The organism is Streptomyces sp. NPDC101191, assembly GCF_044767915.1.
GTDB lineage: Bacteria > Actinomycetota > Actinomycetes > Streptomycetales > Streptomycetaceae > Streptomyces.
Genome location: NZ_JBIWOU010000012.1, coordinates 1 through 19,024, shown reverse-complemented (window position 1 = coordinate 19,024; position 19,024 = coordinate 1). Strand labels below are relative to the sequence as shown.

The window sequence follows — 19,024 nt, the reverse complement described above, 5'->3', positions numbered from 1 at the left end:
CGGGCGGGACCTCGGGGGACAGGCCCGAGGAGCCGCCTACTCGACCGTGACGGACTTGGCCAGGTTGCGCGGCTTGTCGATGTCGCGGCCCATGGCGAGCGCCGTGTGGTAGGCGAGGAGCTGGAGCGGGATGCCCATCAGGATCGGGTCGAGCTCGTCCTCGTTCTTCGGCACGACGATGGTGTGGTCGGCCTTCTCCTGCGGCTGGTGCGCGACCGCGAGGATGCGGCCGCTGCGGGCCTTGATCTCCTCCAGGGCGGCGCGGTTCTTCTCCAGCAGGTCGTCGTCGGGGACGATCGCGACCGTCGGCAGGGCCGGCTCGATGAGGGCGAGCGGGCCGTGCTTCAGCTCGGAGGCCGGGTAGGCCTCGGCGTGGATGTAGGAGATCTCCTTCAGCTTGAGGGAGGCCTCCAGGGCGACCGGGTAGCCCCGGACGCGGCCGATGAACATCATCGACTGGGCGCCGGCGTACTCCTGGGCCAGCTTCTTGATCTCGTCCTCGGTCTTGAGGATCTCCTCGATCTGGCCGGGCAGCTTGCGCAGGCCCTCGATGATCCGCTTGCCGTCGGTGACGGACAGGTCGCGGATGCGGCCGAGGTGCAGGGCGAGCAGTGCGAAGGCGACCACCGTGTTGGTGAAGCACTTGGTGGAGACGACGCAGACCTCGGGGCCGGCGTGCACGTAGACGCCGCCGTCGGCCTCGCGGGCGATGGCGGAGCCGACCACGTTGACCACGCCGAGGACGCGGGCGCCCTTGCGCTTCAGCTCCTGGACGGCGGCGAGCACGTCGTAGGTCTCGCCGGACTGGGAGACGGCGATGTAGAGCGTGTCGGGGTCGACGACCGGGTTGCGGTAGCGGAACTCGGAGGCCGGCTCGGCGTCGGCGGGGATGCGGGCCATGGACTCGATCAGCCCGGCGCCGATGAGGCCGGCGTGGTACGAGGTGCCGCAGCCGAGGATCTTGATCCGGCGGATGCCGCGGGCCTCGCGCGCGTCGAGGTTGAGGCCGCCCAGGTGCACGGTGGAGAAGCGGTCGTCGATCCGGCCGCGCAGCACGCGGTCGACCGCGTCGGGCTGCTCGGAGATCTCCTTGTGCATGTAGGTGTCGTGGCCGCCCATGTCGTAGGAGGCGGCTTCCCACTCCACGGTTTCGGGCGTGGCGGTGGTGGTCGCGCCGGAGGTCGTGTACGTACGGAAGTCGTCGGCCTTCAGGGTGGCCATCTCGCCGTCGTCGAGGGTCACGACCTGGCGGGTGTGGGCGATCAGGGCGGCGACGTCCGAGGCGACGAACATCTCCTTCTCGCCGATGCCGAGGACGACCGGGGAGCCGTTGCGGGCCACCACGATGCGGTCGTTGAAGTCGGCGTGCATGACGGCGATGCCGTACGTGCCCTCGATGACCTTGAGCGCCTCGCGGACCTTCTCCTCCAGCGTGGCGGCCTGGGAGCGGGCGATCAGGTGGGTGATGACCTCGGTGTCGGTCTCGGAGGCGAAGACGACGCCGTCGGCCTCCAGCTTCACCCGCAGCTCGGCGGCGTTGTCCACGATGCCGTTGTGGACGACGGCGACCTTGTTCTCGGGGTCGAGGTGCGGGTGCGAGTTCACGTCGCTGGGGGCGCCGTGGGTGGCCCAGCGGGTGTGCGCGATGCCGGTGGTGCCGGTGAAGCGCTTGGGGACGCGGGCCTCCAGGTCGCGGACGCGGCCCTTGGCCTTCACCATCTTCAGGCCGGCGGCCTTCGGGCTGGTGATCACGATGCCCGCCGAGTCGTAACCCCGGTACTCCAGGCGCTGCAGCCCTTCGAGCAGCAGGGGAGCGACGTCGCGCTTGCCGATGTAACCGACGATTCCGCACATATAGGTGTCAACCCTCCGAGTCAGTGAGTGTGCTCAGCCGTAGACGATGCGGCGCAGCTGCCGGAGCGAGAGCTCCGGTGGCGCCACGGCGCGGTGCGGCAGTTCGGCCGCGATGCGCTCGAAGATCTCCGTGTTCACCGAACCGCCGGCCTGCAGTTCGCGGTGGCGGCGGCGCACGAAGTCCTCGGTCGTCTCGTCGAAGTACGCGAGGACGTCGAGGACCACCCGGGAGGCCTCCCCGCGCTGGAGCGCGGTGCTGCGCACCAGGTGGTCGATGAGGTCGTCGTACGACGGGCGGCGATCGAGCACCCGTGAATACTGAGGGCTACCCGAGGGTCAGTGCAAGAATCCTGCCCGATTTCGGGCAAGAGAGGCCTTGATCACACCCCTGGATGGGCCAATTGGTCTACACCTTGACCGTCGGAAGTGGGGGGCCGAGACGCTGGGCAGGCCCGGGACAGGCCGTCTCCTTCGGATCGGGCCGCGCGCCCGGCAAGATCCGGGAGAGACGGGCTAGGCCAGGTGGCGTGCTCTGCGTGCACGGCCGGACATCGGTACGGAGACTGACGGCATGTACGTGCCGCCTGGGGAGAAGTCCGCGCCGGGGCCCGAGCCGGAGCCCGCGCCGGCGGAGCGGTCCGCGCCGCCGAAGGTGTCGTTCATCGACAAGGCGGCCTACGTGGTGGCGCCGGGGACCGCCGTCATCGGCCTGCTGTACTACTTCGGCAGCGTCTACACCGACGCGTACTACGCGGCCTTCGGTGTGCCCCCGGCCGACCTCCAGCTCTCGGTCCAGGCCTACCTGGCCAAGAGTCCGAGGGCGGTCTTCGGCCCGGTGTGGTTCCTGCTGGTCTGCGGGCTGGTCGTGCTGCTGGTGCTCGGCCGCATCGGCCATGTGCTGGGCCGCCCAGGGAACGAGCGCCGACGCCGCACGGTGTGCTGGTGGTTCCTCGCCGTGGGCCTGCTCATGGCGATGCTGGGATTTCCGGTCTTCTTCGGGCTGCACATCCCGACCTTCCTCCCCGCGGGCTGGTGGGGCACCCGGTTCGCCCCCACCCTCGTGGTGGCTCTGGGAGCCACCCTGGCGTTCTTCTCCGTGCAGCAGCGTCTTCAGTGGAGCGTGGAGCGTCCGGGCCGGCGGGAGGAGACCGCCTACCGGATGTGGGCGGCGGGCGGCACCCTGCTGATCGGGCTGCTTGCCATGAGCCTGTTCTTCGGCCTGTCCAGGTACGTGGCCGACGCGGGGAAATCCGACGCCTGGGTGGCCATCAAAGGCGGGAACCGGGCGAGCCTGCCGGTGGTCGTCTATTCGCGGATCCCGATCATGCACGAGGCGAAGGACATCGACTACCGGGACGTGGGTACGGCCAGGGGCCCGTACCGGCACCGGTACACCGGATTCCTCCTGCTCGCGAAGTCTCCGTCCCGCTTCTACCTGGTCTCCTACCACTCGCGGTACGCGGACCACATGACGGTCGTGCTGCCCGACGACGACACGGTGCGGGTGGCGCTCACGTCCGCGGACGTCGAGTGAGCCGTGGGGTGTCCTGCCGATCAGGCCGGGCTCGCGGTGATCCGGCCCGGTCGACGAGACATCCCTAGGGCGTCAACAGATCGGTCGAGGTCTCCTCCGGGGTCTCGGTCTCCTCCGGGGTCTCGGTCGGCTCCGAGGTGGGCGTGGGCTCGGACGTCTCGCTCTCCGTCGGCGTGTCGCTCACCGCCTCCCCGGAGAAGGGCACGGTGACCGTCTCCCCCTGCGAGGTCACGAAGCTCAGGGTTCCGGAGTAGGTTCCCGCCTGGTACGGCGTGAACTGGAGGTTCATCTCGCACTCCTCGCCGGGGGCCAGGGTGCCGTCGCAGGTGCCGAGGTCCGCCGCTCCGTCCCCCATGTCAGGGTTGTCGGTGTCCGTCTGCGGAGCGTCGAAGTTCATGGGCGCGGGGGAGGCGTTGTGGACCGTCACCTTCCCGCCCGTCGTCTCGCCGACCTTCGTCGTCGGTACGTGGACCGGGGCGGCCTGGCCGCCCCCGCCCTTTCCCGGGAAGGTCTTGCCCAGTGTGCCGCCCTGCTCGGGCTCGGTCGTGGTCGTCGGCGCGTCCGGGGTCTCGGTCGAGCCGTCCCCTTCGTCTGCGTCGCCGCCTCCGCAGCCGACCGTCATCGCCAGAGCCGTGACCAGTGCCGCGCCGACGAGGCCGCGGGCGATTCGCGTCATCACGCGGCCAAACTCCCACAGACACGGTGGGTAGTCGAAGAGATCCGTCGGGTGACACAGGGTGATCGCCTGAACGGAGGGGGGAGGCGGACCCCGGCGGAGGACCGTATCTCCGCCGGGGCCCGCCCCCGGTCCGTCAGGCGAACCGGGCGATCGGGTTCACCAGGTCGCCGACGAGCTGGAGCGCCGCCGACGGGTCCGCCAGGTCCACCATCTGCCTGTTGTTGCGCAGCTGGAGGCGGTTGAGCGCGGACAGCGCGAAGGTCTCCGCGAACATGTCGTACTGCGCGAAGCGGTCCGCGAGCTCCGGCTTGGAGTCCTGGTAGCCCCGCACGCACTCCGCGACCGCGCGCCAGAAGTCGTCCTCGCCGACGACGCCCTCGGCCGCCAGCGTGGCGCCCAGGAAGCGCAGGAAGCAGTCGAAGACGTCCGTGAAGACGGACAGCAGCTTCATGTCCTCGGGCACCTCGGCGCGGATCCGCTCCACGGCCGGAGGGAGCACCGCGTCCGGGTCCATGACGCAGATCTCCTCGGCGATGTCCTTGAAGATCGCCCGGGACACCGCGCCGTGCTCGTCGAGGACCAGGATCACGTTCTCGCCGTGCGGCATGTAGACCAGGTCGTAGGCGTAGAAGCAGTGCAGCACCGGCAGCAGGTACGCGTCCAGGTAGCGGCGCAGCCACTCCGCCGGCGCGAGCCCCGACTCCTTGACCAGGGCGCCCGCGAAGGACGCGCCCGCGTGGTCGAGGTGCAGCAGCGAGGCCATCGTGGCGAGCCGCTCGCCCTCGGCGAGGGACGGCACCGGGGACTCCCGCCACAGCGCGGCCAGCATCTTGCGGTAGGGCGAGTAGCGGTCGGTGGCGGCCTCGTACTCCAGGTGCCGGTAGCCGACCGCCGCGCGCTCGCGGATGATCGAGAACCGGGCCGCCTTCAGGACGGGGTCGGCCTCGACGAGACCGGCCAGCCAGTCGTTGATCGCCGGCGTGGCCTCCATGTAGGCGGCCGACAGGCCCCGCATGAAGCCCATGTTGAGGACGGACAGGGCCGTCTTCACGTAGTGCTTGGCCGGGTCGCTGGTGTTGAAGAAGGTCCGGATGGACTGCTGCGCCAGGTAGGCGTCGTCGCCTTCGCCCAGGTACACCAGGCGCTGCTGGGCGACCTCGGCGGCGAAGGTGACGGACAGCTTGTTCCACCACTGCCAGGGGTGGACCGGGACGAGCAGGTAGTCGGCGAGGTCCAGGCCGCGGGCGGCGAGGGTCGCCGCGAAGCCGTCCACGGCCGCGTCGCCGAGCTCGGCCCGGACGAAGGTCTCGTAGTCGATCCCGGCACCGGCCGTGAAGGTGGTGCGGTCGCGGTGCGCCGCCAGCCACACCAGGTGCACGGGGGCGGCCGCCTCCGGGGCGTAGGCGCGGAACTCGTCGACCCCGAAGCCGAGCCGCCCGTTGTTGGCGACGAAGCAGGGGTGGCCCTCGGTCATCCCGGTCTCGATGGCCTGGAAGTCCGAGCGGGCCAGTTCGGCGGCCGTCACGCGCGGCTTGGTCGCCTTGTAGGCCGTGCCGGACAGGGTGGAGGAGATCTCCTCCAGGTAGACCGGCAGGATCTCGTCGCTCAGGCCCAGCGCACCGCGCAGCTCGGTGATGAACTGCAGGGCGTCCAGCGGGAGCTGCTCGCTGCCGCGGTGCCGGCTGATCGACTCCGGGTAGACCTGCCAGTGGTCGAGGGCGAAGCGGTCCGCGGTGAAGCGGTACTCGGTGCGCCCGTCGTCGCTCAGCACCAGGTAGCGGCCCTCGCCCAGCTCCCGAGGGTCGAGCAGGCGCTCGTGGGTGAACTCGGCGAGGCCCTTGCGGATCAGCGCCCGGTTGGCGTCGGCCCAGCGCTCGGGGGTGAGGTGGGCGACGGGGTCGGCGAAGGTGCTCATACGGCGGCTCCCACGGCGGCCTCGAACTGCGCGCGGGTGCAGAAGCTCAGCAGCGCCTTCTTCTCGGGCTTCTGGATCTCCCGCTCGGGCACGAAGCCGACGGCCTCGTTGAGCGCGTGGACGGCGGTGTTGCGGACGTCGGGCTCGACGACCACGCGGGCGGTGGCCGGGTCGGCGAACAGCTCGCGCATGACCGCGGTGATCACGGTGCGGGTGAAGCCGTGCACGGGGGTCTCGGTGGGGGCGACGAGGAAGTGCATGCCGACGTCGCCCGGCTCCGCCTCGTACAACCCGACCAGCTCGGCCCGTGCGGGGTCGTAGCGCTCCATCAGGAAGGCGGGCGTGCCGTCCACGAGGCCGATGAAGGCGTCGTGGTGCGGGTTGGCGGCGATCGCCATGTACTCGCGCTCGACGTCCTGGAGCCTGAAGCCCTGCATCATCCAGTAGGTCGCCTTGGGGTCGGTGACCCAGGGGTGGATCAGCTCGGCGTCCTTCAGCGGATCGAGCGGACGTATGTGGACGGTGGTCATACGGCGAACTCCTGGAACGCGATGGTCTTCTCGACGGGGTAGTACTCGGACCCCAGCATCTCGCCGATGATGTAGGCGTTGCGGTACGCCCCCATGCCCAGGTCGGGCGAGGTGATCGAGTGGGTGTGCACACCGGCGTTCTGCAGGAAGACCCCGCGGCCCGTGGTGTCGACGGAGTAGTTGCGGGCCACGTCGAAGCGGCCCTGGGAGTCCCAGCGGAGGCGGTCGCGGACCGGCTCCAGGAAGGCGGGGACGGCGTACTTGTAGCCGGTGGCGAGGATGAGGCCCTCGGTCTCCAGCCGGAAGTCCTTCTCCTGCTCCTCCTGGCGGAAGCCCAGCGTGTAGCTGCCGGTCGCCTCGTCGTACGCGGCCGAGGTCAGCGCCGCGTTGGTGAGCAGCCGGGTGGGGACCGGGCCGGCCAGGTTCTTCTGGTACAGCAGGTCGAAGATCGCGTCGATGAGCTCGCCGTCGATGCCCTTGAAGAGGCCCTTCTGCTCGGTCTCCAGGCGGTAGCGGGTCCGCTCGGGAAGGGCGTGGAAGTAGTCCACGTACTCCGGCGAGGTCATCTCCAGGGTGAGCTTGGTGTACTCCAGCGGGAAGAAGCGCGGGGAGCGGGTCACCCAGTTGAGCCGGTAGCCGTGGACGTCGATCTCGCTCAGGAGGTCGTAGTAGATCTCGGCGGCGCTCTGGCCGCTGCCGACCAGGGTGATGGACTTCTTCTTCTGGAGCTCCTCCTTGTGCGGGAGGTAGCGCGAGTTGTGGATGAGGTCCCCGCCGAGGCCCTGGCAGGACTCGGGGACGTACGGCGGGGTGCCGGTGCCGAGCACGATCCGGCGGGCCCGGAACGTTTCTCCGGCCTCGGTGGACACCACGTACAGCTCGGTGTCCGCGTCGTACGAGACGCCCGAGACGGTCGTGCCGAAGCGGATCGAGGAGAGCTTCCCGGCGGCCCAGCGGCAGTAGTCGTCGTACTCCGTCCGCAGCGGGTAGAAGTTCTCGCGGATGTAGAACGAGTACAGCCGGCCGCGCTCCTTCAGGTAGTTGAGGAAGGAGTACGGCGAGGTCGGGTCGGCGAGGGTGACGAGGTCCGACATGAACGGCGTCTGGAGGTGGGCGCCCTCCAGGAACATGCCGGAGTGCCACTCGAAGTCCGGCTTGGACTCCAGGAAGAGGCCGTTCAGCTCCGTGATCGGTTCGGTCAGGCAGGCGAGGCCGAGGTTGAACGGACCGAGCCCGATGCCGATGAAGTCGTGCGGCCGAGTCGTCTCAGGCGTGGACAAGGTTCTCTCCCAGGTACTGCTCGGCGTGGCCGGCGATCAGATCGAGGACGGCGGCGATGTCGGCCACGGTCGTCTCGGGGTTGAGCAAGGTGAACTTGAGGTACTGCTTGCCGTCGACCTTCGTGCCGGCGACCGCGGCCTCGCCGGACGCGAACAGGGCCTTGCGGGCGTAGAGGTTGGCGCGGTCGATGTCGGCGGGCGAGGTCACGGCCTCGGGGATGTAGCGGTAGACGAGGGTGGACAGCTGCGGCGCGACGACCACGTCGTAGCGCGGGTCGGCGGCGAGCAGCTCGAAGCCCGCCCGGGCCAGGGCGCAGACCTCGTCGAAGAGCTCGCCGACGCCGTCGGCGCCCATGACGCGCAGGGTCATCCACAGTTTGAGGGCGTCGAAGCGGCGGGTGGTCTGGAGGGACTTGTCGACCTGGTTCGGGACCCGCTCGGCGGTCGTCGTGGGGGTCCCCCCTGCGCGAGCGGAGCCGAGAGCCTGGGGGAGCGGGTTGAGGTAGTCCGCGTGGTAGGTGGCGTGCCGCAGGGTGGACCCGTCGCGTACCAGGACGGCCGAGGAACTCACCGGCTGGAAGAAGGACTTGTGGTAGTCGACGGTGACCGAGTCGGCCTGCTCGATGCCGTCCAGGAGGTGGCGGCGGGTCGGCGAGGCGAGGAGTCCGCAGCCGTAGGCCGCGTCCACGTGCATCCAGGCGCCGTACTCGGCGGCCAGGGTGGCGATCTCGGGCAGCGGGTCGATGGAACCGAAGTCGGTGGTGCCGGCGGTGGCGACGATCGCCATCGGGATCAGGCCCTCGGCGCGGCAGGTCTCCAGCTCGGCGGCGAGGACCACGGACTGCATCCGGCGGTCGCGGTCGACCGGGATCGAGATGACGGCGTCGCGGCCGAGTCCGAGGAGGGTGGCCGACTTCTGGACGCTGAAGTGGCTGCACTCGGAGGAGAAGATCCGCAGTTTCGTCAGGTCGGTGCTGCCGGCCTCCTCGCGGGCGAGCAGCAGCGCCTGGAGGTTGGACTGGGTGCCGCCGCTGGTGAACACGCCGTCGGCGAGCGGGCCGAGGCCGATCCGGCCGGCGGTCCAGTCGACGAGCTTGCGCTCGATCAGGGTGCCGCCGGCGCTCTGGTCCCAGGTGTCGAGGGAGGAGTTGACGGCGGAGAGCACGGCCTCGCCGAGGACGGCGGGGATGACCACCGGGCAGTTGAGGTGGGCCAGGTAGCGCGGGTGGTGGAAGTAGACCGCGTCGCGGAGGTAGACGTCCTCCAGCTCGTCGAGGGCCGCGGAGGCGTCCCCGAGCGGCCGGTCGAGGTCGACGGCGTCGACGACGGGGGCGAGTCCGGCGGGGGTGACGCCGGTGAACGGGCCGCGTGTCGTGGCGAGTTTCCTCGCGACCCGCTCGACTCCTTCGGTGACGGAGCGTCGATATGACTCCGCCGTCGTGGCGTTGAGCAGGTGGGAGCGCATGTGGGGGCCCTTCCGGGTGGGGACACGGTCGGTCAAGTTCGGTAAAAGTAAGGTTAGCCTAACCTAACTTGGCACACAACAACGGCCCCTCAGCCCGGAAGGGTTGAGGGGCCGTCGGCCCTGTGGGGGGTTCGGGGGAGGGCTCGACGAGCCCCGGGGAGGCGGGAGTTACGCCTCTTCCTGCGTCTCGTCCGGGACCTCGCGCAGGGCGTCCTCGGACAGGCCCTTGCGCCAGTAGCCCACGAAGGTGACCCGGCGCCTGTCGAGCCCGCGCTCGCGCACGAAGTGCCGGCGCAGCGCCTTCACGACACCGGACTCGCCCGCGATCCAGACGTACGGGTCGGTGCCCGGCAGCTCGGCGGCCGCGATCGCCTCGACGGCGGACGGCGCGCCCTCCTCGCGGACCAGCCAGGTGACGGTCGCGTCGGCCTCGGTCGCCAGCTCGGTGCGGTCGCCGGAGTGGGGGACTTCGAGATAGACGTGCGCGCGGGTGTCGGCCGGCAGCCACTCCAGGATCGCGGACACGGCCGGCAGGGCCGTCTCGTCGCCCCATACGAGGACGGAGTCGGCGTCCTCGGGGAGCCGGAAGCGCACGCCCGTGTTGTCGGCCACGGCCGGGCCGAGGACGACCACGCGGTCGCCCTGCTTCGCGTGCTGGGCCCAGCGGCAGGCGGGGCCGACGCCCGCCGCACCGGCGGCCGGGGAGGGCGGGTGGACGGCGAAGTCGATGTCGACCTCGGCCACCGGCTCGGTGCGCTGCGCGCGGACGGTGTACGAGCGCATCACGGCCCGCTCCTCGTGCGGCATGGCCCGGTAGGCGCCCAGGATCGCGTACATGTCCGGGTCGTCCAGCGGGGGCAGCACGGGGGCGTCCTGGCCGGGGTGCGGCAGGAAGAGCGAGAGCGACTGGTCGCGCCCGCCGGAGGCGAAGTTCTTCAGGTCCTCACCGGTGAAGGTGACGCGGACCAGGGACGGGCCGAGCCGCCGCGTCCTGTCGACCTGGAGGGAGAAGAACCGGAACGGGGCGGTCTCGGCGTTCGTCATGGGTCAGGACACCTTCTTGGCGTTCTCGAGGGCCTTGGCCAGGTCCTCCAGCAGAGGGGCGCACTTGGCGTACGAGTAGATCGGCTCGGTGACGCGCGGGATGACCTGGCCGGCCTTGACGGCGGGCAGCGCGGCCCAGGTGGGCTTGGCCTTCAGGGCCTCCGGCTGCAGGGCCGAGGTGCGGTTGTCCAGCATGATGATGTCGGCCTGGTACTTGCCGACGTTCTCCCAGCTCAGACCCTCGAACCAGCCGCCCTGGTCGAGCTTGGCGGGCGTGATGACGTTGACGCCCAGCTCCTTGAAGTAGAGCGTGTCGGTCGGGCGGGCCGGGGTGGAGACGTAGAAGAGGTCCGGGGAGCCGGAGCCGATCAGGACCTTGATGTCCTTCTTGCCCTGCGCGGCCTTGCGGACCCGCTCGGCGGCGGCCTCGAAGCGGGCCTTGTCCGCCTTGATCCGCGCGGTCTGCACGTCGGCGCCGAGCGAGGCGGCGAGGTCGGCGTGGCGCTGGAGGACGGCCGGCATCGACTTGTCGGCGGCCCACAGGGCGACGCTCGGCGCGATCTTGAGGATCTTGTCCTTCTGCTCGGCCGGGACGTACCAGAGGTCGCCCTTCTCCCACATGTCGGTGATGAGGAGCTCCGGCTGGAGCTTGAGGTACTCCTCGATCTTGAACTCGCCCCAGACGTTGCCGATGATCTCGACCTTCTTGACGTCGAGGTCACCGGCCTGGACGTCGGCGGTCTCCGCGCCGGTCTTCGGGTCCTTGACCGTGGTCGGGCCGAAGACGCCCTTGACCTCGATGCCGAAGTCCTTCAGGGCGGCGGCGGTTCCGGTGAAGGCGACGATGTTCTTCGGGACGGACTTGGCCTGGACGGCGGTGCCGCGGTCGTCGGTGAACTTCCACGGGCCGCCCTTGTCGCCGGCCTTGGTCGAGTCGCCGCCGCCCTTGGTGTCGCTGCCGCAGGCGGCGAGCGCGGCGCCGAGCCCGAGGGCGCCGCCCGCGGCGAGCAGACCGCGACGGGTGAGGGAAGTGGCTCGGGCGGTGCTGGGCATGGCGAAGTCGCTTTCGGTACGTGCCGGGGTCGGCCTGGGCAAGTCGAAGGTAGGTTAGCCTAACCTCATTCCGATCAACAGGGGCGGGGCGGCCCGGGAACGCCGGAGCCCGCCACCCCGGGACGGGGTGACGGGCTCCGGCGCCTGGGGCCGAGGGGTCAGCCGGACAGGCCCAACTCCCGGGCGATCAGCATCCGCTGGACCTCGCTCGTGCCCTCGCCGATCTCCAGGATCTTGGAGTCGCGCCACATGCGGGCCACCGGGTACTCGTTCATGAAGCCGTAGCCGCCGTGGATCTGGGTCGCCTCGCGCGCGTTGTCGACGGCCACCGTGGACGAGTACAGCTTCGCCAGCGCCGCCTCCTTCTTGAACGGCTCGCCGAGCACCAGCCGCGAGGCCGCGTCGCGCCAGCCGACGCGGGCCATGTGGGCACGCATCTCCATGTCGGCGATCTTGAACTGGATGGCCTGGTTGTCGCCGATCGGGCGCCCGAAGGCGTGACGTTCCTTCGCGTACTTGACCGACTCGTCCACACAGCCCTGCGCGAGGCCCGTGGCCAGCGCCGAGATGGCGATCCGGCCCTCGTCCAGGATGCGCAGGAACTGCGCGTAGCCGCGGCCCTCCTCGCCGAGCAGGTTCTCCACCGGGACGCGCACGTCGTCGAAGGAGAGCTCGCGGGTGTCCGAGGCGTTCCAGCCGACCTTCGAGTACGGCGCCGCGACCGTGAAGCCGGGGGTGCCCGCGGGGACGATGATCGAGGAGATCAGCGGGCGCCCGTCCGCCTTGCGGCCGGTGACGGCGGTGACCGTGACCAGACCGGTGATGTCCGTACCGGAGTTGGTGATGAAGCACTTCGAGCCGTTGATGACCCAGTGGTCGCCGTCGCGGACGGCGGTGGTGCGGGTGCCGCCCGCGTCCGAGCCGGCGCCCGGCTCGGTCAGGCCGAAGGCGCCGAGCAGCTCGCCCGAGCACAGCCGCGGCAGCCACTCCTGCTTCTGCTCCTCGGTGCCGAAGCGGTAGACCGGCATCGCGCCGAGCGAGACGCCGGCCTCCAGGGTGATGGCGACGGAGGAGTCCACCCGGGCCAGCTCCTCCAGCGCGATGCCGAGCGCCAGGTAGTCGCCGCCCATGCCGCCGTACTCCTCGGGGAACGGCAGGCCGAACAGGCCCATGCGGCCCATCTCGCGGACGATCTCGTACGGGAACTCGTGCCGCTCGTAGTAGTCGCCGATCTTGGGCGCCACGACGTCGTGGGCGAACTCCTCCACCGTACGGCGGAGTTCCTCGTGCTCTTCCGAGAGCCGGTGATCGAGGGGCATGACTAGGACTCCTTGTGGGAGAGCGCGCGAACGGTACGGGACGGGCTCGGGCGGCCCAGCTGGTCGGCCATCCAGCCGCTCGTGGCGGTCAGGGCGGCCAGGTCGACCCCGGTCTCGATGCCGAGGCCCTGAAGCATCCACACCAGGTCCTCGGTGGCGAGGTTCCCGGTGGCGGACTTGGCGTACGGGCAGCCGCCGAGGCCGCCGGCGGAGGCGTCGACGGTGGTGACGCCGTGCCGGAGTGCGGCGAGCGTGTTGGACAGCGCCTGCCCGTAGGTGTCGTGGAAGTGCACGGCGAGCCGGGAGGTGGGCACCCCGGCCTCGCCGAGCGCCGTGAGCAGCGCCTGGACGTGCCCCGGCGTGGCGACACCGATGGTGTCGCCGAGGCTCAGCTCGTCGCAGCCCATGTCGGCGAGCGCCTTCGTGACCCGGACGACCTGCTCGATCGGGACGGCGCCCTCCCAGGGGTCGCCGAAGCACATCGACAGATAGCCGCGGACGGTGAGGCCCGCCTCTATGGCCCGGGTGACGACCGGCCGGAACATCGCGAGCGCCTCGTCGACGGTCCGGTTGAGGTTGGCCCGGGCGAAGGACTCGGTGGCCGAGGCGAAGACGGCGACCTCGCGGGCGCCGAGATCGAGCGCCCGGTCGAGCCCGCGCTCGTTCGGCACGAGGACCGGAAGCCGCACCGGCAGTCCGCTGACCCGGGGGAACAGCTCCTCCGCGTCGGCCAGTTGGGGCACCCACTTGGGGTGCACGAAGCTGGTCGCCTCGACCGTCGACAGGCCGGCGGCGGCGAGCCGCCGGATGAACTCGGCCTTCACGTCGGTCGGGACGGCGGTCTTCTCGTTCTGCAGCCCGTCGCGGGGCCCCACCTCGTGGATCCGGACCCGCGTCGGGAGCGTGGGGTCGGACACGGTCATCGGCAGGCCGTTCATGCCGCCGCCTCCTCGTCGCGCGGGGTCACCACGGCCAGGATCTGGTCCATGGCGACGGTCGTGCCGGGCGTGACGTCCAGCTCGGTGACGGTGCCGGCGTGCGGGGCGGAGATGACGTGTTCCATCTTCATCGCCTCGACGACCAGCAGGCTCTGTCCCGCCTCGACCTCGTCCCCGACGGCCACCTTCACGACCGTCACGGTCCCGGGCATGGGCGCGGCCAGCGTGTCGGCCCCGCCGTGCCGGGCGCCGCTGAGGGCGGCGGCCACCGCGTCGTGGTCCAGGACGTGCCAGGAGTCGCCGTCACGGCCGAGCCACAGCCCCTCCGGGGAGGTGGCCACGGTGAAGCGGTGCGTGACGCCGTCGACGGCGACCACCAGCGCGGAGCCGCCGGCCCCGCCGACCAGCGCCGCGGAGACGCCGCCGCCCTCGTCGCCGGGAACGGCCTCGCCGATCAGCAGTTCGGCGGACGCCGCCCCGCCGCGCACGCGGACCGTCACCGGCTCGTGGCCCGGCACCCGGAAGTCCAGCGCCGTCCAGGCGGGGGTGCCGCCCAGGCGCCAGCCCGTACGGGTGTCGAAGGGGTCCGACCAGGCGCCGCCGGACGCCGCCGCGGACGCCGGGAAGTGGCGCAGCAGCGCCGCCGCCGCGTACACCTCCCGCGGGACCGCACCGTCGACCAGGCTCTCCGCGTCCCGCTCCACCAGCCCCGTGTCCAGTTCGCCGCTGACGACGTCCGGGTGGGCCAGCAGACGGCGCAGGAAGCCCGCGTTGGTGGGGACGCCGAGGGTGACCGTGCCGGCCAGGGCCGCGCGGAGCTTGCGCAGGGCCGTCGGGCGGTCGGGGGCGTGGACGATGACCTTCGACAGCATCGGGTCGTAGAGGGACGAGACCTCCGTGCCCTCGGCGAGGCCCGAGTCCGTGCGGACCCCGGCGCCCTGGGGCTCGTCCAGCGCGAGGACCGTGCCGCCCGACGGCAGGAAGCCGCGCGCCGGGTCCTCCGCGCAGATCCGCGCCTCGATCGCCCAGCCGTCCAGCCGGACGTCCTCCTGGGCGAAGGACAGCGGCTCGCCCGCGGCGACCCGCAGCTGCCACTCCACCAGGTCCAGGCCGGTGATCAGCTCCGTCACCGGGTGCTCGACCTGCAGGCGGGTGTTCATCTCCATGAAGTAGTACGAGGACGGGTCGCCGCCCGGCACGATGAACTCGACCGTGCCCGCGCCGACATAGCCACAGGAGCGGGCCGCGTCCGCCGCCGCCGCGCCCATCGCCGCCCGGATCTCCGGGGTGAGCAGGACGCTCGGCGCCTCCTCGATGATCTTCTGGTGGCGGCGCTGCAGCGAGCACTCGCGCTCGCCCAGGTGCACCACGTTCCCGTGCGCGTCCGCCAGGACCTGGATCTCGATGTGCCGCGGCCGGTCGATCCACCGCTCCACGAGCAGCGTGTCGTCGCCGAACGAGGAGCGGGCCTCGCGCCGCGCCGCCGCGATCTCCTCCTCCAGGACGGCCAGGTCGCGCACCAGGCGCATGCCCTTGCCGCCGCCGCCCGCGCTCGGCTTGAGCAGCACGGGCGCGCCCAGCTCGCGGGCGGCGTCGACGATGTCGGGGTCGGCCGCGCCGGGGACGACGGGCACGCCCGCCGCCTGCACGGTCTGCTTCGCCCGGATCTTGTCGCCCATCAGCGAGATCGCCTCGGCGGACGGCCCGATGAAGACCAGGCCCGCCTCGGCGCAGGCCCGTGCGAAGCCGGCGTTCTCGGCGAGGAAGCCGTAGCCCGGGTGGACGGCCTGCGCGCCGGTGCGCCGGGCGGCGTCGAGCAGCGCGGGGACGGAGAGATACGACTCGGCGGCCGCCGGCGGCCCGATGCGTACCGCCGTGTCCGCCTCGCGCACGTGCCGGGCGTCGGCGTCCGCGTCGCTGTACACGGCCACCGAGCGGACGCCCATCTCCCGCAGGGTGCGGATGACCCGGACGGCGATCTCGCCCCGGTTGGCCACCAGGACGGTGTCGAACATGTGCTGCATCCTCTGGGTCCTCACATCCGGAAGACGCCGAACTGGGGGTCACCCAGGGGCGCGTTGGCACAGGCGGTCAGGGCGAGACCGAGCACCTGCCGGGTCTCCATCGGGTCGATGACCCCGTCGTCCCACAGCCGGGCCGTCGCGTAGTAGGCGCTGCCCTGCGTCTCGTACTGCGCGCGGATCGGGTCCTTGAAGGCCTCTTCCTCCTCGGCGCTCCACGCGTCGCCGAGCTGGTCGCGCTTGACCGTGGCGAGGACGGACGCGGCCTGCTCGCCGCCCATGACCGAGATCTTGGCGTTCGGCCACATCCACAGGAAGCGGGGGGAGTAGGCCCGGCCGCACATCGAGTAGTTGCCCGCGCCGTACGAGCCGCCGACGACGACCGTCAGCTTCGGCACGCGGGTGGTGGCCACGGCCGTCACCATCTTGGCGCCGTGCTTGGCGATGCCGCCGTGCTCGTACGCCTTGCCGACCATGAAGCCGGTGATGTTCTGCAGGAACAGCAGCGGGATGCCGCGCTGGTCGCACAGCTCGATGAAGTGCGCGCCCTTCTGGGCGGACTCGGCGAACAGGATGCCGTTGTTGGCGACGATGCCGACCGGGTGGCCGTGGATCCGGGCGAAGCCGGTGATCAGCGTCTGCCCGTACTCCGCCTTGAACTCCTGGAAGCGGGAGGCGTCGACGATCCGCGCGATCACCTCGCGCACGTCGTACGGGGTGCGGGAGTCGACCGGCACCGCGCCGTACAGGCCCGCCGGGTCGACCTTGGGCTCCTCGGCCGGCTCGACCGACCAGGGCAGCGGGCCGCGCTCGGGGAGCGTGGCGACGATGTTCCGGACGATCCGAAGGGCGTGGGCGTCGTCCTCGGCCAGGTGGTCGGTGACGCCGGAGATCCGCGAGTGGACCTCGCCGCCGCCGAGCTCCTCCGCGGTCACGACCTCACCGGTCGCCGCCTTCACCAGCGGCGGGCCGCCGAGGAAGATCGTGCCCTGGTTCCGGACGATCACGGCCTCGTCGCTCATCGCCGGGACGTACGCGCCGCCGGCCGTGCAGGAGCCGAGCACCGCGGCGATCTGCGGGATGCCGGCGCCCGACATGCGGGCCTGGTTGTAGAAGATCCGGCCGAAGTGCTCGCGGTCCGGGAAGACCTCGTCCTGCATCGGCAGGAAGGCGCCGCCGGAGTCGACCAGGTAGAGACAGGGGAGACGGTTCTCCAGCGCCACCTCCTGGGCGCGGAGGTGCTTCTTCACCGTCATCGGGTAGTACGTGCCGCCCTTGACGGTCGCGTCATTGGCGACGATCACGCACTCCCGGCCGGAGACCCGGCCGATGCCCGCGATCACGCCGGCCGCCGGGGCCTGGTCGCCGTACATCCCGTTGGCCGCCAGCGGGGCCAGCTCCAGGAAGGGCGAACCGGGGTCGAGCAGCGTGTCCACACGGTCGCGCGGCAGCAGCTTGCCGCGTGCGGTGTGCCGGGCGCGGGCCCGCTCGCCGCCGCCGAGGGCGGCCGCGGCGAGCTTGGCGCGCAGCGTCGCGGCGAGCTCGTGATGGGCCGCCTCGTTGGCCTGCCAGGCCGCCGAGGCGGGATCCGCCGCGCTCGTCAGCACAGGTGCCTGGTGCATCCGTCGAGCTCCCTTGCTCGGTCGGTCCACTCGGGTTAATGAGCGTTAACGTATGGCCTCAGGTTAACGAGCGCTAACCGCGTTGTCTAGAATCGAATCCATGACCACGACGCCGACCCCGACCGGCCGGACCGACGCCCCGACGCGACGCGAGCAGATCCTCAAAGAGGCCGCGCGTCTCTTCGCCGAGCGCGGCTTCCACGGCGTGGGCGTCGACGAGATAGGAGCCGCCGTCGGCATCAGCGGCCCCGGGCTCTACCGGCACTTCCCCGGCAAGGACGCGATGCTCGCCGAACTGCTCGTCGGCATCAGCGAGCGGCTGCTCGACGGCGGCCGGCTGCGGGTCGCCGAATCCGACGGCGACCCGCGCGCCCTCCTCCGCTCCCTCATCGACGGCCACATCGACTTCGCCCTCGACGACCGTCCGCTCATCACGCTCCACGACCGCGAGCTCGACCGCCTCAAGGACGAGGACCGCAAGCGGGTCCGGCAGCTCCAGCGCCAGTACGTCGAGCTCTGGGTCGCCGTCGTCCGCGACCTGTACCCGGCCGCCGGGGAGTACGAGGTGCGCGCCGCCGTCCACGCGGTCTTCGGACTCCTCAACTCCACCCCCCACCTCGGCGCCCCGCTGGGCCGCACCCGGATGGAGACCCTCCTGCGCGGCCTGGCCCACGGGGCCTTCGGCTCGCTGGGCGGCGGTGGGGGCGCCGCCTAGGAGGCCCGGCCCGGCGCCCGGCAGAATGGGCGCCATGCCGATACTCAGCCGCGCCGCCCTCGTCGAGCACCTCGTCCGGACCCGTATCGCCGGGGACGTCGCCACACCGCGCGACAACAACCTCAGCCACTACCGGAAGCTCGCCAACGGCGACCGGCACTACTGGCTCGGCCTGGAGCTCGGCGACCGGTGGACCGACGAGCAGGACGTGCTCGCCGTCATGGCCGAGCGGTGCGGGGTCGTCGACGACCCGGCGCACCGCACGGGACAGGACACCATCGACCCCGAACTCACCGTCGCCGCCCTCGACCGCATGGCCGCCCGGCTCGCCAAGGCCGCGGCCGCGAAGGAGCGCGTGCTGTTCGCGACCGGTCACCCCGGGTCTCTCATCGACGCGCACGGCCGGGTCGCCGGCGCGCTGCGGGCGCGCGGCTGCGACATCGTCCGGATCCCCGGCGGACTCACCGCCGACGAGGGGTACGTCGTGCAGTTCGCCGACGTCGCCGTCTTCGAGCGGGGCGCCAGCCTCTGGCACACGCACTCCCCGGAGCCGATGAACGCGATCCTCGACGGCCTGGAGGCGCTCGGCGAGCCCGCGCCGGACCTCGTGGTCGCCGACCACGGATGGGCGGGGCGCGCGGCGCAGCGGGGCGTGGACTCGGTGGGGTACGCGGACTGCAACGACCCGGCGCTGTTCCTCGCCGAGGCGGAGGGGACGATGCAGGTCACGGTCCCCCTCGACGACCACGTCCTGGACCCCCGCTCCTACGAACCCCTGACGGCCTACCTCCTGGACACCGCCGGCCTCCTCTCCTGACGGGCCCGGCCCGGGCGCTACCCTCGCCCGTCTGCCGTCTGCCGTCTGCCGTCTGCCGTCTGCCGTCTGCTGTCTGCCGCAGGCGCCGGCACCGCGGTGGGTGCTCCGACCTGTGGGGCGTCGCGTGGAAACCCCTCGTCGAGCGGGGGCCGGCGGCTCCGCGGGGGAGGGGGTGTCCGGACTGCGAGCTCCACTTCGCTTCGCTCGTGGAGGTCGCCGCCACGTCCGGACACCCCCT

At 71.4% G+C, this 19,024-nt stretch carries 16 protein-coding genes; 3 read left to right on the top strand and 13 right to left on the bottom strand.

Features of this window, described 5'->3' with window-relative positions:
- Positions 1-36 precede the first annotated feature (36 nt).
- Entirely contained in the window at positions 37-1,854 is a 1,818-nt protein-coding gene (gene glmS, locus ACIRQF_RS33945; RefSeq protein WP_376637650.1) for a glutamine--fructose-6-phosphate transaminase (isomerizing), read from the bottom strand.
- A gap of 33 nt (positions 1,855-1,887) precedes the next feature.
- On the bottom strand, positions 1,888-2,163 hold the full coding sequence (locus ACIRQF_RS33940) for a hypothetical protein (protein ID WP_376637649.1): 276 nt from the start codon (positions 2,161-2,163) through the stop codon (positions 1,888-1,890).
- A 262-nt stretch (positions 2,164-2,425) separates the two neighbouring features.
- Between ACIRQF_RS33940 and ACIRQF_RS33935 the strand changes: the two genes are divergently transcribed.
- Positions 2,426-3,388 carry a hypothetical protein gene (locus tag ACIRQF_RS33935; protein WP_376637648.1) on the top strand — a complete coding sequence of 321 codons (963 nt, stop codon included), beginning with the start codon at positions 2,426-2,428 and terminating at the stop codon, positions 3,386-3,388.
- A 64-nt stretch (positions 3,389-3,452) separates the two neighbouring features.
- Here ACIRQF_RS33935 and ACIRQF_RS33930 read toward each other — a convergent pair whose 3' ends face one another.
- From ACIRQF_RS33930 to ACIRQF_RS33880, 11 genes are all read right to left on the bottom strand, one after another.
- The gene (locus ACIRQF_RS33930) at positions 3,453-4,067 is read right to left on the bottom strand and encodes a hypothetical protein (protein ID WP_404098327.1); all 615 of its coding nucleotides are present in this window, start codon (positions 4,065-4,067) and stop codon (positions 3,453-3,455) included.
- Positions 4,068-4,200: 133 nt separating this feature from the next.
- Positions 4,201-5,982 (bottom strand): IucA/IucC family protein, encoded by a 1,782-nt coding sequence (locus ACIRQF_RS33925; RefSeq protein ID WP_376637646.1) that lies wholly within the window; start codon positions 5,980-5,982, stop codon positions 4,201-4,203.
- The gene (locus ACIRQF_RS33920; protein WP_389759548.1) at positions 5,979-6,512 is read right to left on the bottom strand and encodes a GNAT family N-acetyltransferase; all 534 of its coding nucleotides are present in this window, start codon (positions 6,510-6,512) and stop codon (positions 5,979-5,981) included. The genes ACIRQF_RS33925 and ACIRQF_RS33920 overlap by 4 nt, the downstream gene beginning before the upstream one ends.
- Positions 6,509-7,792: a lysine N(6)-hydroxylase/L-ornithine N(5)-oxygenase family protein gene (locus ACIRQF_RS33915; protein WP_376637644.1), complete on the bottom strand. Its 1,284-nt coding sequence runs from the start codon at positions 7,790-7,792 to the stop codon at positions 6,509-6,511. The genes ACIRQF_RS33920 and ACIRQF_RS33915 overlap by 4 nt, the downstream gene beginning before the upstream one ends.
- On the bottom strand, positions 7,779-9,257 hold the full coding sequence (locus ACIRQF_RS33910) for a pyridoxal phosphate-dependent decarboxylase family protein (protein ID WP_404098612.1): 1,479 nt from the start codon (positions 9,255-9,257) through the stop codon (positions 7,779-7,781). The genes ACIRQF_RS33915 and ACIRQF_RS33910 overlap by 14 nt, the downstream gene beginning before the upstream one ends.
- Before the next feature lie 168 nt (positions 9,258-9,425).
- Positions 9,426-10,301 carry a siderophore-interacting protein gene (locus tag ACIRQF_RS33905; RefSeq protein WP_404098323.1) on the bottom strand — a complete coding sequence of 292 codons (876 nt, stop codon included), beginning with the start codon at positions 10,299-10,301 and terminating at the stop codon, positions 9,426-9,428.
- Between the two features lie 3 nt (positions 10,302-10,304).
- Complete coding sequence (locus tag ACIRQF_RS33900) at positions 10,305-11,354, bottom strand: ABC transporter substrate-binding protein (protein WP_404098320.1); 1,050 nt, start codon at positions 11,352-11,354, stop codon at positions 10,305-10,307.
- Between the two features lie 158 nt (positions 11,355-11,512).
- On the bottom strand, positions 11,513-12,673 hold the full coding sequence (locus tag ACIRQF_RS33895) for an acyl-CoA dehydrogenase family protein (RefSeq protein ID WP_376637641.1): 1,161 nt from the start codon (positions 12,671-12,673) through the stop codon (positions 11,513-11,515).
- 2 nt (positions 12,674-12,675) lie between these two features.
- Entirely contained in the window at positions 12,676-13,611 is a 936-nt protein-coding gene (locus ACIRQF_RS33890) for a hydroxymethylglutaryl-CoA lyase (protein WP_376637640.1), read from the bottom strand.
- Entirely contained in the window at positions 13,608-15,626 is a 2,019-nt protein-coding gene (locus ACIRQF_RS33885; protein ID WP_404098317.1) for a biotin carboxylase N-terminal domain-containing protein, read from the bottom strand. The genes ACIRQF_RS33890 and ACIRQF_RS33885 overlap by 4 nt, the downstream gene beginning before the upstream one ends.
- 20 nt (positions 15,627-15,646) lie before the next feature.
- Entirely contained in the window at positions 15,647-17,254 is a 1,608-nt protein-coding gene (locus ACIRQF_RS33880; protein WP_376637638.1) for a carboxyl transferase domain-containing protein, read from the bottom strand.
- A gap of 100 nt (positions 17,255-17,354) precedes the next feature.
- Here ACIRQF_RS33880 and ACIRQF_RS33875 point away from each other — a divergent pair, with 100 nt between their 5' ends.
- Together ACIRQF_RS33875 and ACIRQF_RS33870 are read left to right on the top strand one after the other, a co-directional pair.
- Positions 17,355-17,969, top strand: coding sequence for a TetR/AcrR family transcriptional regulator (locus ACIRQF_RS33875; protein WP_404098314.1), 615 nt, complete (start codon positions 17,355-17,357; stop codon positions 17,967-17,969).
- A gap of 34 nt (positions 17,970-18,003) precedes the next feature.
- Positions 18,004-18,786 carry a phosphatase gene (locus ACIRQF_RS33870; protein WP_382486162.1) on the top strand — a complete coding sequence of 261 codons (783 nt, stop codon included), beginning with the start codon at positions 18,004-18,006 and terminating at the stop codon, positions 18,784-18,786.
- Positions 18,787-19,024 lie beyond the last annotated feature (238 nt).

What these genes read in the sequence shown, in the direction of transcription:
- ACIRQF_RS33925 (WP_376637646.1), bottom strand. Translation starts at nt 5,982, where the DNA reads ATGAGCACCTTCGCCGACCCCGTCGCCCACCTCACCCCCGAGCGCTGG.
- ACIRQF_RS33900 (WP_404098320.1), bottom strand. Translation starts at nt 11,354, where the DNA reads ATGCCCAGCACCGCCCGAGCCACTTCCCTCACCCGTCGCGGTCTGCTC.
- ACIRQF_RS33880 (WP_376637638.1), bottom strand. Translation starts at nt 17,254, where the DNA reads ATGCACCAGGCACCTGTGCTGACGAGCGCGGCGGATCCCGCCTCGGCG.
- ACIRQF_RS33875 (WP_404098314.1), top strand. Translation starts at nt 17,355, where the DNA reads ATGACCACGACGCCGACCCCGACCGGCCGGACCGACGCCCCGACGCGA.
- ACIRQF_RS33895 (WP_376637641.1), bottom strand. Translation starts at nt 12,673, where the DNA reads ATGCCCCTCGATCACCGGCTCTCGGAAGAGCACGAGGAACTCCGCCGT.
- ACIRQF_RS33910 (WP_404098612.1), bottom strand. Translation starts at nt 9,257, where the DNA reads ATGCGCTCCCACCTGCTCAACGCCACGACGGCGGAGTCATATCGACGC.
- ACIRQF_RS33885 (WP_404098317.1), bottom strand. Translation starts at nt 15,626, where the DNA reads ATGTTCGACACCGTCCTGGTGGCCAACCGGGGCGAGATCGCCGTCCGG.
- ACIRQF_RS33870 (WP_382486162.1), top strand. Translation starts at nt 18,004, where the DNA reads ATGCCGATACTCAGCCGCGCCGCCCTCGTCGAGCACCTCGTCCGGACC.
- ACIRQF_RS33935 (WP_376637648.1), top strand. Translation starts at nt 2,426, where the DNA reads ATGTACGTGCCGCCTGGGGAGAAGTCCGCGCCGGGGCCCGAGCCGGAG.
- ACIRQF_RS33905 (WP_404098323.1), bottom strand. Translation starts at nt 10,301, where the DNA reads ATGACGAACGCCGAGACCGCCCCGTTCCGGTTCTTCTCCCTCCAGGTC.
- ACIRQF_RS33890 (WP_376637640.1), bottom strand. Translation starts at nt 13,611, where the DNA reads ATGAACGGCCTGCCGATGACCGTGTCCGACCCCACGCTCCCGACGCGG.
- glmS (WP_376637650.1), bottom strand. Translation starts at nt 1,854, where the DNA reads ATGTGCGGAATCGTCGGTTACATCGGCAAGCGCGACGTCGCTCCCCTG.
- ACIRQF_RS33920 (WP_389759548.1), bottom strand. Translation starts at nt 6,512, where the DNA reads ATGACCACCGTCCACATACGTCCGCTCGATCCGCTGAAGGACGCCGAG.